Origin of the sequence: Salicibibacter halophilus, assembly GCF_006740705.1 — a bacterium.
GTDB lineage: Bacteria > Bacillota > Bacilli > Bacillales > Marinococcaceae > Salicibibacter > Salicibibacter halophilus.
Genome location: NZ_CP035485.1, coordinates 1,012,414 through 1,029,912 on the forward strand (window position 1 = coordinate 1,012,414; position 17,499 = coordinate 1,029,912).

Genomic DNA, 17,499 nt, shown 5'->3' on the forward strand with positions numbered 1-17,499 from the left:
CCTCAGGTATTAGATGTTGGAAGTGAGAGGTTGGAGGTTGGATAACCCCCTTTCCTCTTTACCCACGGATCATGTGACCCGTGTATGCGCGCTGATGTTTAACAATATGCCGAGCGCGACGAGCATGAGCGTAAGGGACGAACCGCCGTAGCTGAGCAAAGGAAGGGTGATGCCGGTCACCGGAAACAAACCGATGACGACACCGATATTGATCATCACCTGCACAAACAACATGCCGATAATCCCGACAGCCAGCAGCGTTCCGAATAAATCTGGGGCAAGCAAAGCCGTGCGCAACCCTCGCCACATGATGACCGCGAACAAAAGGATAACAAAGACGCCGGCAATAAACCCACCTTCTTCCGCGATCACGGCAAAAATAAAATCTGTCTGTGGCTCGGGCAGATAAAAATATTTTTGTCTGCTTTCCCCGAAGCCCATGCCGAATAAACCACCGGGACCAATCGCGTAGAGGGATTGAATGATTTGAAACCCGCTCCCGAGTGGATCGTTCCAAGGGTCAAAAAAAGACGTGATCCGGTCGATCCGGTACGGCGCCGAAGCGATCAAACCGACGAAGCCTGCCGCTCCAATCGTTCCCAGCCAGGCAAAATGGGCTTTTTTCGCGCCGGCAATGAAAAGCATAATAAACGAAGTGGCTACCATAACCGCTCCCGTACCGAGGTCCGGTTGCAGCATGATCAATGCAAATGCAGTAAAAATAATGGCAAGGAGCGGCAACATGCCTGTACGGAAATGTGAGACTTTCTGCTGGTTTGTCGCCAGCCAATGGGCCAAAAACAAAATCATGCCCAACTTCATAAATTCCGACGGTTGGATTGAAAAGGCGCCGACGCCGATCCAACTTTGCGCGCCTCCCCGGATCAATCCCACCCCCGGAATCAATACGAGAACCAAGAGGGCAAAACAGACCAAGAGCGTCGTGAGCACATAGTTGCGCCATTGCCAGTATCCGAAACGCATCATGAGAAGCATCCCGACACATCCGGCTCCCGCAAACAGCATTTGCCGTTTAGCAAAATGGAAAGGGTCGGAAAAACGATATTCTCCCCAAGCCGCGCTCGCGCTGTATACCATGATGACCCCTATGATCAACAATGCGCAAATGGCAAACAGTAATATTCCATCAACCGTTTGTTTGTTTTTTTTCACATCTTCACCCCGCCACCCGCGATTCAAGTCTTGTCCCGAGACAAGGCTTTATTCATACGTATGACGGTTTGTCCGTTTTAGAAGTGGGAGGTGAGAGGTTGGAGGTTGGAAATGCCTCTTTATAGCTCTTCGATAGCGCTAACGAAACAATCTCCACGCTCTTCAAATGTTCTAAACTGATCCCAACTGGCACAAGCCGGGGACAGTAATAAAATATCTCCCTCTTCGGAAGCGGCATACGCTTCCTTTACCGCTTCCTGCAAACGGACGGTTTGTTTGATCACCGGAACATCGGCAAGAGCGCCCGCATCCTTCAATTTTTTGCCCGTTTCGCCATACACAGCCATTGCCTTTACATTGCTTAAGCTTTCGGCCAATGCAGAGAAATCATTGCCCCGGTCCAATCCGCCTGCAATCAGAACGATAGGCTGCCCGAAAGCGCTCAAGGCTCGCGATGTCGCCAGGATGTTCGTTGCTTTGGAATCATTGTACACTTTACGCCCGCTCATCTCTTTTACAAATTGCAAGCGGTGTTCAACGCCTGTAAATGCAGCCAGTACGCTTTTCACCGTATCATCGGATACATCCAGCAGTTTGGCAATCACGACGGCGGCCAACACGTTTTCGAGATTGTGTATGCCCGGGAGGGCAATATCATCCGTTTGCAGCAACGGCTCGTTCTGCCAATACACCGTCCCCTCTTCATGAGAGGCGCCTTCTGCTAGTCTGTTTGTGACGGAGAACGGGACGTTCGTTCCTTTATGTCTCACGGCAACTTCTTTGGCCACTTGATCATCGGCATTGTACACAAAATAATCGTCGGCACTCAGGTTGGCGGCAATGTTGGCTTTTGACTGGATATAATCGGCCCGCGTCCCGTGGTAATCGAGATGGGCATCGAAAATATTCAAAAGCACGGCGATATGGGGCCGAAAATCAATGGTTCCCTTCAGTTGAAAACTGGAGACTTCTGTTACCATGTATTCGTTTTCGCCCACGGATTCGGCTACCTCACAAGCTGGCAATCCGATATTGCCCGCGATTTTCGCTTCTTTTTGATCAGCAAGCAACATTTCATGAACGACTGTCGTAGTCGTTGTTTTTCCGTTCGAACCTGTGATGGCAACAAGGGAGCCCTGCACCAACCAATACGCCAACTCAAGTTCCGTTACGATGGGGATATCCCGGTGCAGACCTTCTTTGACGACCGGATTATCGTACCGAATGCCGGGGTTTTTAACGATAAGGTGAATGGACTCTCCAAACATGCGCAAAGGGTGGCCGCCGGTCACAAATTCTACTCCGGCTGCTTCCAACTCTTCTGTTTCCGTTAATTCCCCGAACGGTTTTGCATCATTTACGATGACTCGAGCCCCATGTTTAACCAGCAAGTGGGCTGCTGCTTTTCCGCTCTTGGCAAATCCGAGAACGAGGACGGTTTTATTTTTTAAATTAGCAAGTGATGGATGATTCGTCATATGGCCCACACCTCTATATAAACGCCGGTTACTGCAAAGACGATGCCGCAAAGCCAGAAGACGACCACCACTTTCCACTCCGACCAGCCGGATAATTCATAATGGTGGTGCAGCGGGCTCATTTTGAACACGCGTCTTCCTTTCCATTTAAACACGATGACTTGGATAATGACCGATAAGGTCTCAATGACAAAGACACCGCCGATAATGATTAAGAGGATTTCCATTTTCAAAATAATCGCGACCGCGGCAATAGCCCCGCCAAGGGCGAGGGAACCCGTATCTCCCATGAAAACCTTCGCGGGATGGGCATTGAATACGAGAAAACCAAGGACCGCGCCGACGACAGCGGCACAAAAAACAGCGACCTCGGGGAAGCCTGCATACCAGGCAAGCACTGCATAGGCCCCGAATGCAATCGCGGACGTACCGGCGAGCAACCCATCCAGGCCATCCGTTAAATTGACGGCGTTGGAAGCTCCGACGAGCATGACCGCCACGAGTAACAAATAAAGAATACCGATATCCACGCTGAAACCGGTGGCCGGAATTTGCACGACGGTGGAAAATTCATATTCTCGTAAAACAAAATAGAAAATGGCAGCGACGACTAATTGCGCGAGTAATTTTTGTTTCGAGTTTAAGCCAAGATTTCTCTTTAACACGACTTTAATAAAGTCATCCATAAAACCGACAAGGCCAAAGGCGATGGTCACGAGCATTAACAGCCCGATTTGATAATTGAAGTCCAAGTCGGTGAAAAAGAAAGTAACGAGAAGCACGGACAAAACCATTGCCAGGATAACGACAATACCGCCCATCGTCGGTGTGCCGCTCTTTTTTTGGTGGCTGGAGGGGCCCTCTTCGCGAATGCTTTGCCCAAATTTCAACCGATGCAGCATCGGGATGAACAAAGGGGAAAGGAGTACGCTTAGCACAAAAGCTGCTACGATGGCTGCTAAAATCGATGGTTCATTCAAGGTGTTCACTCCCTTCGTTTCTACTTCAGTAAGGTTTCGGAGGCGGGTAGCCTGAAGAAGTCAGTCATCGCACCCCGGATCGCAAGTTTCCACGCTTCAGAGGTGCGTTGGACCTTTCATCGCACCCCGGATCGTAAGTTTTCGCGCTTCAGAGGTGCGTTGGACCTTTCATCGCACCCCGGATCGCAAGTTTTCGCGCTTTAGAGGTGCGTTGGACCTTTCATCGCACCCCGGATCGCAAGTTTTCGCACTTCAGAGGTGCGTTGGACCTTTCATCGAACCCCGGAGCGCAAGTTTCCGTGCTTTAGAGGTGCGTTGGACCATCTATCGCACCCCGGAGCGCAAGTTTTCGTGCTTTAGAGGTGCGTTGTTTCGTCATTTGGTATAACTTTTCGACGGCGATCAAACCGTGCGGCCTTTTTGTGCCTCTCTCATTCAATGCCGATTGCTATTTTTCACGTTCCCGCCGGTCTCGGATCGCCTCTTTTGCTTCCACGCGATCATCGAACGTATGAAAGGTTCCGTCAACCTCCTGATAGGGTTCATGTCCTTTGCCGGCAATAACGATGACATCTTTGCTTTTTGCTTTATGAACGGCGTAACGGATGGCTTCTCTTCGGTCCTCGATCGTCCGGAAAGACTGGCCTTCCACCCCTGCTTCCATATCACGAAGAATGGTACGCGGGTCTTCACTGCGTGGATTGTCCGTCGTAAAAATCGCTTCATCGGCGTAGGCGGCAGCGATCCCTGCCATTTCCGGGCGCTTCGTACGGTCACGGTCTCCGCCGCATCCGACGATCACGTAGACATTTTGCTCTGTCAGTTCCCGTACCGTTTGCAAGATGTTATCCAGACTGTCCGGCGTATGGGCATAATCAACGATAACCGCGAATTCCTGCTCCTCTTCAACCGGTTCGAACCGTCCCGGGATCGGTTTCGCGGCTTCCAGGCTCTGTTTAATCACCGAAAGGGAAACCCCTGACACATACGCTGCCGCAGCGGCAGCCAAGGCATTGTATACGCTGAAACGTCCGATCATTTTCAAGTTTAATTCAATCGATTCGTCGCCGACCACAAGGGTAAAAAAAGTCCCCGTCGGCCGCGCGCGCAAATCACGGGCACGAACATCCGCCCCGTCCTGCAGGCCGTACGTAAGAACCGGCGCTGCCGATACATCGATCATATAACGCGCATAAGGATCGTCGTTATTGACAACCGCGACTTTCAAATCCTTATCATAAGCGTTGCCAAGTTGTGAAAACAAGAGTCCCTTTGCCTGTTTGTAATCATCCATCGTTTCGTGATAATCCAAATGATCAATGCTTAAATTTGTAAAAACACCGATATTAAACTCCGTTCCACGAACTCTGCCAAGGGATAATGCGTGCGAAGAGACTTCCATCGTCACATCGGTGACACCCTTTTCTTTCATATCCGAAAAGGTTCGCTGCAATATCAATGATTCCGGTGTTGTATTTTTCGCTTCCAGGACTTCGTCATTATATTGGGTATAAAGGGTGCCGATCAAGCCTGTTTTCCGCTCGTCATCTTGTAAAATTTGATTCAACAGATGCGTTGTTGTCGTTTTCCCGTTCGTTCCGGTAACACCGATGAGATTCAGACTGTGAGTCGGGCTATGGTAAAAACGATTGGCGATTTGCGCAAGCGCCCGTTTGGTGTCGGTGACAATCACGGTCGGAACGTCAACATTGACATCTTCCTCGGCAACAACGGCAACTGCCCCCTTTTCGACAGCTTCTTGCGCATAGCGGTGGCCATCAACCGTAAATCCTCGAATGGCAACAAATAGTGTCCCTGCTTGAGCAAGGCGAGAATCCATTTCCACGGAAGTAACAAACGGATTTTCAGCTTTCGTTTTGGTATATGCGAGCAAGCCCGCCAAGCATTCATGTAATTCCATACATTTTTTCTTCCTTTCAGCCCCATGGCTTCCGTTACCTACATGTGAGAACAGCCAAGGCTTTCCTTGGCTGAGCGTCCATAGACTATTTTAATCGCTTTTCTCCCTCATGTACAGACGCATTGTTGATCCTTCTTCCACGCGTTCGCCTGCAGCTGGGGATTGACGGTAAATCTCTTCCCCATCCCCTGAAACTTCCAGGTTAAGCGGATAGTTGGCATCATGCAATTCTCTTAAGGTTAAACCTGTGACATCAGGGACGTCTAAATATGGAACATCCGACCATGTCAATTCCTTTTCTATTTGATCATCCCGCCGCGGAACACCCATCGCCTGCAAACTGTCGCCAATGACATTTCCAACGATCGGCGCGGCTACGACACCACCGAACTGCACCGTTTCTTTCGGATTATCGATGGCGACGTATACGACGATTTCGGGGTCATCGGCTGGCGCAAAACCAATAAACGAAACGATGTGATTGTTTTCCAAATACCGGCCACCTTGCGCTTTCTGGGCAGTTCCGGTTTTCCCGCCGACACGATAGCCGTCGACAAACGCTCCTCCACCGGTGCCTTGCGCAACGACGTGTTCCAGTGCCCGGCGAACTTCCGACGACGCCTCTTCGGATATGACTTGCCGTTTCTCCATCGGCGTCTGGCTGTCCAGAACTACGCCGTCTTCAGGGTCAAGCCAATCTTTCGCGATAAAAGGTTGGTAAAGGGTCCCGCCGTTCACAGCAGCAGCAACAGCTGTCACTTGTTGGATTGGCGTTACGGACACGCCCTGCCCAAAAGCTGTCGTGGAACGTTCCAGCGGTCCCACATTTTCTACATCGAATAGAATCCCGGTGCCTTCGCCTTCCAAGTCAATGCCGGTTCGTTCACCGAAACCGAATTGATCAATATAATCAAAGAGCGTCTCTGTTCCCAATCGTTCTCCCAATTGCACGAACCCGGGGTTACAGGAGTTTTGCACTACTTCCAAATACGTTTGCTGGCCGTGCCCGCCTTTTTTCCAGCATCGCAAGCGTTCTCCGGCTACTTCAATATATCCGGGGTCGTTAAAAGTATCTGCGTCGAGATCCACTTCGTTTTCTTCAAGGGCAGACGCTAGTGTAATGATCTTGAACGTAGAGCCTGGTTCATACGTGGACCAAATGGGGCGATTCTGGTCATAAATCTCTGGGGAGACCGCTTGGTAATCATCTGGATTATAGTGCGGCCGACTCGCCATTCCGAGGATTTCCCCATTGTCGGGATCCATGGCAATGGCTAGTGCTCCGTCCGGATCATACGATGCTTCGGCATTGTCCAACTCTCGTTCGATAATGGTTTGCACTTGATCATCAATGGTCAGCCGTACATTCATCCCATTTTGCGGAGCTTGATATTGATCTGCCATATCCGGCAACCGCTGGCCTTGGGCATCGGAAAAAAAAGAAACGTGTCCACTCTCGCCTTGCAAACGTTCATCGTATTGTTTTTCGATTCCTGTGAGGCCTTGATTGTCGATGCCGGCAAACCCTAATACGTGCGAAAGGTGCTCGCCATTCGGATAATGGCGCTTGTTGTCTTCAACAATGTAGACACCGGGCAGACGTTGTTCCCGTACTTCCGAGGCACGGTCTTGGTCAATCTTGCGCCCGAAAGGGGTCAATCGAACCATCGAGCTATTTTCCGTAATTTGCTCATATACATCTTGCTGCTCGGCGTCCAAAACATCCGCGAGTTGCTCTGCTGTTTCGACCGGATCCTCGATCTGTCTCGGAACAACGAGCACAGAAGGTGCACTGACATTCGTTGCCAACACTTCATCATGCCGGTCCAATATTTCTCCGCGCTCCGCTTCAAAAGGCAAATCCCTGCTCCAAGACTCTTCGGCTTCTTCGGTCAACCAGCCGCCAAGGGAAAACTGTACATAGCCGAGCCTCACCATGAGCAATAGCGTTAACGCGATACCGGCCAGCAAAGCCAGGAGCAAGCGCCGGCGCACGAGCGTTCTTGTGATTTTAGACATGAAAGGCCACCTCATCTGATAGATACTTCCCTTTCAAATCTATGCTTGTACGCCTGCTTTATGAACGTGGAGCATGCATTTGCTATCTAATCTTCGTCCGTTTCTTCTTGTTCTTCTTGCTCATCGCTTTCTTCTTCAGCGTCCGTTTCCTCTTCATCATCAGGATGGACAAATTCCACGGTGACTGAATCATGGCTTCCCGCTTCACTGCCGGCTTCCAAGCTTTGGTCGCTCACATAACCGGTGCCGGAGTGATCAATGTTCATGCCGGTAGCTGTGCTGAATTTCACCACATCCCTTGCCGACCACCCGGTCATGTCGGGCATCTCCCAGCTGTCGTCGCTGACGAGAAAGATTTTTTCTCCGTCTATGACATCCTCCTCGGCAAATGGATATTGGTGTTCAATTCGATTTCCCTCTCCCAAAATAATTGGTTCGAGATTTTGCTCGCTCACGGTTTCCGCCGCTTGTTCTGCACGATCCCCCGTGACATCTTCTACTTCAATGCCGCCACCTTCCGACGAGCCCTCTTCTCCGTGAACGGACGACTCATCAGGTTGAAGCTGTAAATATTGCATGCTTTGATGCATCACGGTGTTAAATATCGTCGATACCGGTTGTGTACCGGACTCATCTGCCGATAGATTCGGCCGGTCCACCGCCACATAAGTGACAATTTCCGGATCATCGGCCGGGGCCATCCCCAAAAAGGAGAAGATGTTTTGATCATGGCCGGATAGATAACCGTTTTCTGACGGGATTTGTGCCGTTCCCGTTTTACCGGCAATGGTCATGTCGTCAACTTGAAAGGCACCGCCGGTGCCGTTTTCCCCGTATACCGCTTCTACCAGTTGCTCTCGGACTTCTTTTGCCGTTTCTTCGGAAATCGGCTCTCCGGCAAGCACGGGTTCACTTTCATAGACCGTTTCATTGACGTTCGAGTTTTCAATACGGTCCACAATATATGGCTGCATCATTTGTCCGTCGTTGGCAATCGCTGTAGCCGCCTGGATTTGTTGAATCGGCGTCACTGCGGATGATTGGCCAAAGGCGGTGTACATGGCGTCGAGGTCACTTTCACTCATCAAACCTGCTGCTTCATTGGGGAGTTCAATGCCGGTTTCTCTGCCGAACCCGAACCGGTCAAGGTATTCATAAAGAGTGTCTGCGCCCATTTTTTCGTTGACAAGCTTTGAAAAACCAACATTGGAAGAGCGCTCCATTGCTTCATCAAACGTAATTTCCCCCCAACCTTCCCCGTCATTATGATCGCTAATGGTAACGTCATAACCGGGGTCGTAGGTGCCGGATTCAAACTCCTCATCGCCATCATACTCCCCGCTTTCAATGGCCGCGGCCATGGTGAACATTTTAAACGTGGAGCCCGGTTCATAGTGGTCGGAAACAGTAAAATTTGTATGATTGGTAATATCTTCATAGTTATTTGGGTTAAAGTCGGGACGGTTGCTCATGGCAAGAATTTCACCCGTCTTCGCATTGGCAACGATCGCGTTCATCCGCTCCGGATTGTACTCATCGTCGACGGAGGTCATCGCCTGTTCCAACGCCAATTGGATATTGGAATCCAAGGTCAGCCCAACATCGCTTCCGTCATAAGCGTCGGTGATTTCTTCATCACTTCCGGGGAGCGGAACACCGTTGCGGGCCACCTGGTAGCTCATCGAGCCGCCTCCGCCTTCGAGCTCTTCATCCAAGGCGGCTTCCAGCCCCATAATCGCTTCATCGGAGCCCCGGTCGATATAGCCGAGGACGTGGGAGGCAAATGCTTGATTTGGGTAATAGCGTTTTGGTTCGGGGCGAAAATGTATCCCTTCCAACCCTAAGTCTTCGATTTCTTCTCTCTCTTCGTAGCTAAGTTGGCGCGCGCCTGAGCCTAATTCAACTTGAAACTGGTCACTCGTCAAAAGTTCGGCCAAGCGCGCTTCCTCCATGTCAATGTAAGGCGCGAGGGTTTGAGCTGTCCCTTCGGGATCATCAATTGCGCCTTCATATCCATCTTCAAGAACCGCAAAAGCGGTATAACTGGTGACTTCTTCCGCAATCGCCTCTCCATTGCTCGCGTAAATGGCGCCGCGCTCTCCATGCAAAGGCTCATTGTTCGTCCAGCGTTCATTTGCAAGTGTTTCTAAATCCACATCGTCGATTTCCTTGGAAACTTGCACAAACAAAAACCTTCCGCCCAATACAGCGATGATGATGGCTGCCAACCCGAAGAGAAGGAATGCCCTGGAAATAATCGTTGTTCGCTTCAACAGTCCCACCACCCGCGTATGAATTTTTCCGGCAAAATTACCTTGCTAAATAAATGTTTTTAAGGTTGAAGGACAGTGACGTTATTTTCATTCAGTTCCATTCCATTGTCCTGCGCGATTTCCAAAATGCGCTCAGGATCACTAAGTTCCGAAACTTGGTGTTCCAATCCTTCGTTATACTGCTGCTGTTGGTTAATTTCGCTTTGCAGTTGAGAGATTTCCTGTTGTTGTCCATACATGCTTGCATAATTTGAAACCATGAGCACTGCAGTAACAACGACCGCCATTACAATTAATGCCATTAAGTATTTTTCGCCGCGGGTTAATCTCTTTTCAATTCGATTTTGTACGGTTTGGACTTGCCTTTGCTCTTCTCTTACATATTGTTTTTGTGTTAGGTTGCTCATTTACGCCCTCCTCTACCTTATTTTTTCAACAATACGCAACCGTGCCGATCTTGCCCGACGATTTCTTTCTATCTCCTCATGTGCGGGTACAATGGTTTTTTTATTGACCCACTTCATTGTCGGTTTCATATGTTCGGGAATGACGGGAAGTCCGGATGGAAGTTCGGGTGTTCGGCAATACGTATTCAGCGTTCGTTTTGCAATGGCATCTTCTAAAGAATGAAAAGTAATGACGGCTATCCGGCCTTCTAATTCCAGCTTGGCAATAAATGCGGTGAGGGCATCTTCAAATGCCTGGAGTTCGTCATTGACAGCAATTCGGAGTGCCTGAAACGTTCGTTTTGCCGGATGGCCGCCGCTTCTTCGTGTTGCTGCGGGAATGGCCTTCTTGATGAGTTCTGCCAATTGTTCCGTGGAGGTAATCTTGTTTTTCCCCCGTTCCGTTTCGATGGCACGGGCAATAGGTTTTGCAAATTTCTCTTCTCCGTATCGGGAGATGATGTGCACAAGGGATTCGAACGGCCACGTGTGGACAATTTCTTCAGCGGTAAGGGCCTGCTGCCTGTCCATACGCATATCGAGTGGTTCATCCCCTCGATAACTAAAGCCACGGGATTTATCATCCAGTTGCGGGGAAGAGACGCCGAGGTCAAACAATACGCCATTTACCCCGTCCACCCCGTATGTATCCAGTTTGGCCGGCGCGTCACGAAAGTTCCCCTGGGTAAGCGTCACCTTTGCTTCCGCCGCAAAACGCTCCCGGCCGGCTTCAATTGCTTCTTGATCCGAATCAAAGGCGTATAGATGGCCATGCTCATTGAGCTGTTTTATAATTTCCGCCGAATGGCCGCCCCGTCCATACGTGCAATCCACATAGGTGCCGTTTCCGGTGATGTTAAGGCCGGCTGTTGCCTCCTGCAACAACACGGTTTCATGACTGTACGGGCTGATAAAAATCCCCCCTTTTACAAGTCCAGATCTTCCAGGGATTCTGCAATATCGCTAAAGGAGCTTTGAGATTCCGCAAAGTAGTCTTCCCAAATTGACTTGTTCCAAATCTCCACACGTCGGGATACGCCAATCACTACGCAATCCTTTTCCAATTTTGCATGCTCACAAAGCGTGGAAGGGATATTCACCCTGCCTTGTTTATCAAAACTGGCCTCAGCAGCCCCGGAAAAGAAAAAACGTGTAAATGCGCGCGCATCCTTTTTCGTAAAGGGAAGCGATTTTAATTTCTGTTCCAATTGCTCCCATTCTGTTCTTGGGTATACAAAGACACACTGGTCCATCCCTCTTGTGATGACAAACTGATCGCCCAACTCTTCTCGAAATTTAGAAGGAATAATCAGTCTGCCTTTTTGGTCAATGGTGTGTGAATATTCTCCCATGAACATGGCTCGCCGTTCCCTTCCATTTGGTACCCCTAATTTACCACAAACCCCCACTTTACACCACGTTATTTTTTGGATTTTTTTGCGTTTGGAATGGGCTAACTCGTGAAACATGCGAAAAATGGCGATTTTTGCGGTGAATTTTTTTTATTTCTATCTTTCTTTTCCTTGCAAGTAAAAAAGGATGGCCATGCAGATTTCCAGGCGCATCCTCTCCTCGATTTGTTTTTTAGTGATACATTTTTGCTTAAGGGCTGATTACACCCTAAATGGCAGTTACTAGAGGTGAAAATAGTAGAGGCGGGTGCCTTGGCGTAAAGGGATTCTCTGTCGATGAAAAGGTTGCACATCCGTATATCTGCGTGGGGATACATGTCTAGGAAAGCCGACAGCTGCCAAACGAAATGAAGAAAAAAACGACTATCGACAGAAAAAACCCCACGTACGTGGGGAATGGTGGGTGGGGAGAAGTGGGGGGGATTCAGGACAAGGGTCCACCCTCTTTTAAAAATACATAAACCGGTGGGAAAATGTTTCCGATTCTGTTTGTTCAAACAAGGACAGCACGCGTTCTTCTCCATATTCGTTAAGAAACTGCATAATGTTCAACACGCGTTCTTGCGGTTGCGCATTTGGAAACAAGCGTTTTTCCAGCTGTTTTACATTATCCACTCTGGGCTTGATGGCCTCCAATTGTTTTTGCTCAATGCGCTCTTGCAACTCTTTGAGCACTTGTTGCAGCCGTTGATAGTTCTTATCCGCGTATTTTTCTTCGCTGGGCGCCAGCTCATATAAAGCGTTGGCGAGCATTTGCTGGCCTTCACCGGCAACCGCGAGGCTCTTTTGAAACAAGTTTTCCGTATCCAATTGCCGGGTTTTTCCTTCCAGGTCATGGGCATACTCGGTTGCTCCTTCATTCGCCACCTTGTGCACCGATAAAGTCTCCGCGTTCATCGTTTTTTCGCTTTTGCGATCGACATACGTATGGTGGTCGCGTGGGGCCACAGGAGGGACCCGTCTTCCGAAATGATGGAAAAGCGGCCCGACCATGGACCAATAAGCTGCTTCCCCGGGACCAGCGACGAACGTTAATACCGGCAATAGCTTTTCTTGTACGAACGGGCGTGTGTAGACATTTGCGCTAAACTTTTCCGGATAATTTTTAGCTTCCAGTGCCCAGTCCGTCCGCGACATTTTATATTGGCCGTTTTGGAGGGAGAGGTCCCCGTCTGAATGGACAATCAATTTTTCCCTTCGACCATCCGCGCTATAAAATAAATGGGTGTGGTCTTCCGAGGCTTCGAGGAACGCCCCGGCATCATGTGCTTGCTCCACTTTCGCTTTCCCGGCGGCAAACGATGCTCTTACCTGATTATTGCCCTCGATCAATTGTGTCCAAGTATCGGTCATCAGTTGGCGAAACAGCGGTTGTTGCGGATCAATAAGCACAAGGCCTTGCCTACGGAAAAGCCAAAGCATTACTTCCGCAAAAAAATCGGAGACGGTGGAAGATTTTTTTGCGAAAGACGCCAGTTGATTATGCAATTTTCGTGAATACGGCGTTTCCCGATAGTTGAGAAACACGGTATGTAACCACCGCTGCATGGCAGGAAGATCAATGGGTTGTTCAGAGACAGGGGCGCCGGTATTCGTGCGCCCTTCATATTTTATTTTTGATAGCTTCCCATCATTGCCGTGAACGTAAATGTGATTAACTTCCTCCCAATCGTGGTCTTCACCGGCAATCCAAAATACCGGAATAACGGGAACCCCCAAATTCTTTTCTTCTTCTTTCGCTTTTAACAACACAGTGAGCGCCTTGGAAACCGTATAAATCGGCCCCGTTAACAAACCGGCCTGTTGCCCGCCGACAACCGCAACGCTTCGTTCATCTTGAAGTTTATCAATTTGTTCGAGTGCCTTCTCTCGATGTTCATATTTTTTGTGATATTGGTAAAGCGCATTTCGCAAATGCTCACGTTTAAAATCGTAGTTCTGCAACTCACGACAGCGCCTTTCCTCCTCTCCAAAAGGAGGATAATCGTAAAATGCCCGAATGGTTGGATCCCCTTGAGCATAACGATGGGCCCACCCCTGAAGTTGCACGGGGAATGATTCTACCGTCATGTTTACCGACCTTTCTTCTATTCTAAGAGATGTATAAAAGCTGCAGCTAGTTTGGTTTGGCACATGCGTATGTATAAAGTGAAATGGGATGCGCCACTAGGGATCTTCAATGTGCAGACACCGGAATGTGCGACACCCATTATCTGACGCTCCTGCTTTGAAGGAGCCAAAATGAGCATAGCAAAAAAAAGAAACCAGGGAAAGAAAGACACATTGATGAAGAGAGGAGTATTTTCTCCCCCCCTGCCCGTTAACCCCTTCATGTAAGCCTTGGGTAGCATTTGATTTTAGTGTAGCACAAGAACCATACGTTTGCTTATGATCTGCTTGATACGAATGGAAATCCCGTTCCACTACGCATCGCGGAGCACGGGATTTTTGTTTAAGGATATTGCTCAGGCAGACAGAACCGGCAATTCTTTCATTTTTTCGCGGGAATCTAGGTCTCTTTTTCTCCCTTCCATTCCCTTGCTCTATCCAGCAAGGATAAAAATGATTTGTAATCGTCACGCAAGCGCTCCAATTCTTGTTGCAAGTTTTCTTTTTCAAACGTTAACGCCTGGGTTTTTTCCTGTTCTTTTGCAAGCGATTCTTGCAACGAGCTGTTGTCTCGCTCCTCCTTTTCCAGTTTTCTTAAATAAGTGATGACATCTCCTAAATTTAAACTTTGGTCCGTTTCGGCCTGCCTTTGTTTATGTTTCGGTGTACTTGGCGCAGGAGAAGGATCTTCTGCCGAAATGGCTTCTATCTTTTTATCGTTCCCATGTTTTTTCTTTTGTTGCTTTGCGATTTTCACCGCCTCATCATACTTCTTTCGAATGGTCGCATTCCAACGAAAACCGCATGCCGCCGAGGTCCGTTCCAACTTTTTGCCTACTTCTTCGAACGCTTGTAATTGGGTCCTTCCCTCGCGAATGTTTTTGAGCACAATATCCGCTAACATCAAGTCTTCCTCTTCACTCCATGCGTCCTGCCTCAATGCAGTCATTCCATTTCCCTCCAATACTTTAATAAAATGAGATTTCCATGGTAAAAATGTACGCCAGATAAGACCGTCACGCCCTGCGGCAACGCCGGCACTAGCACATCTTGCGCGGGATAAATCGATCACGATTCATAGAATTCATTTACGGCTTATCACTCATTATGTACGTTTATGCGCGACTCTATCCTTCTATGATTGAAATTTCAGTTGTTTGGAAGAAAATAGAGCATGCTTACATGCTAGACCTAATTTTGGGGTAGCAGTTAGGGGTGGAAAATAATGGAGCGGCGATCGTCCCGATACACCAAAAAAATCTTGCCTTTCACAGACAAGATCAATTTTCACTGGGGCTAAATAAACGAAAAACCCTCGTTTTTATCCAACAAGGGTTTCTTTCATTTAATCTTTCGCTTCGGTCACTTCTTCCCCTTTGTACGTTCCGCATGATTTGCATACGCGGTGGGATTTTTTCAACTCTCCGCATTCCGGGCATTTCACCATGCCGGGAACATCCAGTTTGAAGTGTGTTCTCCGTTGTCTTTTTACCGTTTTAGACGTGCGTCTTTTTGGTACGGCCATTTCTGCCACCTCCTTCTAACGATTAATCCTCTTCTCTAAAGAACTTAGCCAAATCTGCCAAGCGAGGATCAACGTTGTCTTTTGCATCCGAATCTTCTCTTTCTTCCCTGTTTACAACGTCCCAATCGGTACCGGACTGTGGAGCCGGCCCTTCTTTTTTTGCTGTGTTTATCACTCGCATGGGAATGGCCAATAAAATATGTTCCTTAATGTATGGAAGCAAGTCCACATACCCATTCTCCGGAGCATTCACGGTTTCATCACCTTCTGGGACTTCCCATCCATCAAGCCGGAAACTTTCAACCGTTGAAAGATCAAAAGGAACGTCGGTATCGGCCAATGTGTTGGAATCCGGCAAGGTCATCGTCCCCTGAACCGTCAGATGAAAATGAGCGTGTTGATTTTCGATCTCAACATTGCCGGTCACATGAGCTTTTGAAATGGCTATTAATTCTTTATCCCGCTCTGTAAGTTCACTTACATCAACGTGACGATCAATTTCAATGCCAGTTGCACTGTTAGCCAATAGTTGTTGAATCGTCCAGCGCAATTGCTTCACCTCAAGACAACAAAAATAATTATAGCGGTCCTATTCATGATTTGTCAACATAATTTCTTTACATTATACTGGGCGTAGTGAACGCTCGATACACTAACCATTAGTGTAACATATCGCATCCTTAATCGCGAAAAACCATCTCGCCAAAAACGCCGAAAGGAGAGAAGCAGACGGTTGCGTCCTTCCCCGCCCGCAACAACGTTCTGTACGTATGTTTATGAAATCCGTCGGTCTCATTGTTGAATACAACCCTTTACATAACGGACATGCTTATCATTTGCAAGCTTCAAAAAAAGCTTCCGGAGCCGATGTTGCCATCTGTGTCATGAGCGGCTACTTTTTACAGCGTGGCGAACCGGCAAGCTTCTCGCGCCGCACGCGAACCGAAATGGCGCTGGCAGCAGGGGCGGACCTCGTGGTTGAGCTCCCCTATGCCTACTCTACCCAGCATGCCCATTGGTTTGCCAGAGGCGCCGTCTCCATTCTCGACGATTTGTTCGCCGATGAATTTTATTTTGGCAGTGAGGCAGGGTCTATTCAAAATTTCCATGAACTTGACGCCTTTATGCAAAATCACCACTCCCCACTGCAAAAAAATGTACGTGACCATTTAGCGAGTGGCGTTTCTTTTCCTGCCGCACAAGCGAAAGCCTTTCATGACGTCGACCCGCCCGAACACCTTCCCGATTTATCGAAGCCAAACAACATCCTCGGGTATCATTACGTCAAAGCCGCCCGTCAATTGGGAGCAACGATCAACGCCAATACGATCCCCCGCATCCACGCCCAATATCATGACGAAGTTTTACCGGAGGGGCAATCGATTGCTAGCGCGACCGCGATTCGCAAAATCCTTTCCAAACATGCAGACGTAAGCCTGATTCGTCCCTATGTGCCGCCAATGGTTTATGAAAAAATGGAACAATTTTACGAAAAAGGGCAGCCGATGCACACATGGAATGATTACTACCAATTCTTGCAATTGTTGCTGAGCACACGCTCTTCCGATGCCCTTGCCCAAATATATGAAGCGGAGGAAGGGCTTGAGAATCGATTTATAAAAACCGCCTTAAAACAACCAACCTTCCAGAACTTCATGAATACAGCAAAAACAAAACGCTACACTTGGACACGCCTCCAACGTTTGGCTGTACACATGCTTACCGGCACGACCAAAACAGATATCGACAAAGTTTTCGGGAGTGAGGCGCGCCCCCGTGACATTCGTATCCTCGGATTCAATGAACCCGGACGGAAGTATTTGAACGCAGTTAAAAACCGCACGCCATTATCGTTGTATAATCGCCCTCCGAAGAGGAAAAACACCCAACAAACGCTGGACGAACGAGCGGCACGGGCGTATTTCGCAATTTTAAGCGGAACGAAAAGAGTCGAGAAATGGCAGGACGAATATGCCCAACCACCGGTGTATTTGGAGAAGGAAGACTAGTGTAACGTTTCAAAAGTCCTTTCTCTGATAGACAACCCAACGGGATCCGCGGCAAGTTTGACCTTGTCTATCGTTCTACTTTCGGGGATTGCTCGGATTTTAGATCGATAAAAGTCGCCCAAATTCATGGAGTATGTGGCGACGGGGCCGAGCC

The 17,499-nt window shown here is 48.7% G+C and carries 14 protein-coding genes; 1 reads left to right on the plus strand and 13 read right to left on the minus strand.

Annotated elements, in window-relative coordinates:
• Positions 1–69: 69 nt before the first annotated feature.
• The 13 genes from spoVE to EPH95_RS04995 all read right to left on the minus strand — a co-directional run bounded on the left by spoVE (position 70) and on the right by EPH95_RS04995 (position 15,886).
• Positions 70–1,173: a stage V sporulation protein E gene (gene spoVE / locus EPH95_RS04935; RefSeq protein ID WP_142087840.1), complete on the minus strand. Its 1,104-nt coding sequence runs from the start codon at positions 1,171–1,173 to the stop codon at positions 70–72.
• 119 nt (positions 1,174–1,292) lie between these two features.
• Positions 1,293–2,651, minus strand: coding sequence for a UDP-N-acetylmuramoyl-L-alanine--D-glutamate ligase (gene murD / locus EPH95_RS04940; protein WP_142087842.1), 1,359 nt, complete (start codon positions 2,649–2,651; stop codon positions 1,293–1,295).
• A complete protein-coding gene (gene mraY / locus EPH95_RS04945; RefSeq protein WP_142087844.1) occupies positions 2,648–3,631 on the minus strand; it encodes a phospho-N-acetylmuramoyl-pentapeptide-transferase in 984 nt (327 codons plus the stop codon). Before mraY ends, murD begins: the two co-directional genes overlap by 4 nt.
• A 448-nt stretch (positions 3,632–4,079) precedes the next feature.
• Positions 4,080–5,552, minus strand: a complete 1,473-nt coding sequence (locus EPH95_RS04950) for a UDP-N-acetylmuramoyl-L-alanyl-D-glutamate--2,6-diaminopimelate ligase (RefSeq protein ID WP_142087846.1) — start codon at positions 5,550–5,552, stop codon at positions 4,080–4,082.
• A 90-nt stretch (positions 5,553–5,642) separates the two neighbouring features.
• Positions 5,643–7,571 (minus strand): stage V sporulation protein D, encoded by a 1,929-nt coding sequence (locus tag EPH95_RS04955; protein ID WP_142087848.1) that lies wholly within the window; start codon positions 7,569–7,571, stop codon positions 5,643–5,645.
• An 86-nt stretch (positions 7,572–7,657) separates the two neighbouring features.
• The gene (locus EPH95_RS04960; RefSeq protein ID WP_405127420.1) at positions 7,658–9,853 is read right to left on the minus strand and encodes a penicillin-binding protein; all 2,196 of its coding nucleotides are present in this window, start codon (positions 9,851–9,853) and stop codon (positions 7,658–7,660) included.
• Between the two features lie 50 nt (positions 9,854–9,903).
• Positions 9,904–10,251, minus strand: a complete 348-nt coding sequence (gene ftsL, locus EPH95_RS04965; protein ID WP_142087852.1) for a cell division protein FtsL — start codon at positions 10,249–10,251, stop codon at positions 9,904–9,906.
• 12 nt (positions 10,252–10,263) lie between these two features.
• Positions 10,264–11,202, minus strand: a complete 939-nt coding sequence (gene rsmH / locus EPH95_RS04970; RefSeq protein WP_142087854.1) for a 16S rRNA (cytosine(1402)-N(4))-methyltransferase RsmH — start codon at positions 11,200–11,202, stop codon at positions 10,264–10,266.
• A 14-nt stretch (positions 11,203–11,216) separates the two neighbouring features.
• Positions 11,217–11,648, minus strand: a complete 432-nt coding sequence (mraZ, locus tag EPH95_RS04975) for a division/cell wall cluster transcriptional repressor MraZ (RefSeq protein ID WP_142087856.1) — start codon at positions 11,646–11,648, stop codon at positions 11,217–11,219.
• Between the two features lie 501 nt (positions 11,649–12,149).
• Positions 12,150–13,772 carry a bacillithiol biosynthesis cysteine-adding enzyme BshC gene (bshC, locus tag EPH95_RS04980; RefSeq protein ID WP_142087858.1) on the minus strand — a complete coding sequence of 541 codons (1,623 nt, stop codon included), beginning with the start codon at positions 13,770–13,772 and terminating at the stop codon, positions 12,150–12,152.
• A gap of 439 nt (positions 13,773–14,211) precedes the next feature.
• Positions 14,212–14,760: an RsfA family transcriptional regulator gene (locus EPH95_RS19630; protein WP_142087860.1), complete on the minus strand. Its 549-nt coding sequence runs from the start codon at positions 14,758–14,760 to the stop codon at positions 14,212–14,214.
• Positions 14,761–15,156: 396 nt separating this feature from the next.
• The gene (gene rpmF / locus EPH95_RS04990) at positions 15,157–15,336 is read right to left on the minus strand and encodes a 50S ribosomal protein L32 (RefSeq protein WP_142087861.1); all 180 of its coding nucleotides are present in this window, start codon (positions 15,334–15,336) and stop codon (positions 15,157–15,159) included.
• A gap of 22 nt (positions 15,337–15,358) precedes the next feature.
• Entirely contained in the window at positions 15,359–15,886 is a 528-nt protein-coding gene (locus EPH95_RS04995) for a YceD family protein (RefSeq protein WP_142087863.1), read from the minus strand.
• 226 nt (positions 15,887–16,112) lie between these two features.
• On the opposite strand from EPH95_RS04995, the gene EPH95_RS05000 reads away from it, so the two are divergent.
• A complete protein-coding gene (locus EPH95_RS05000) occupies positions 16,113–17,345 on the plus strand; it encodes a nucleotidyltransferase (RefSeq protein ID WP_160141616.1) in 1,233 nt (410 codons plus the stop codon).
• The last annotated feature ends 154 nt before the right edge of the window (positions 17,346–17,499 follow it).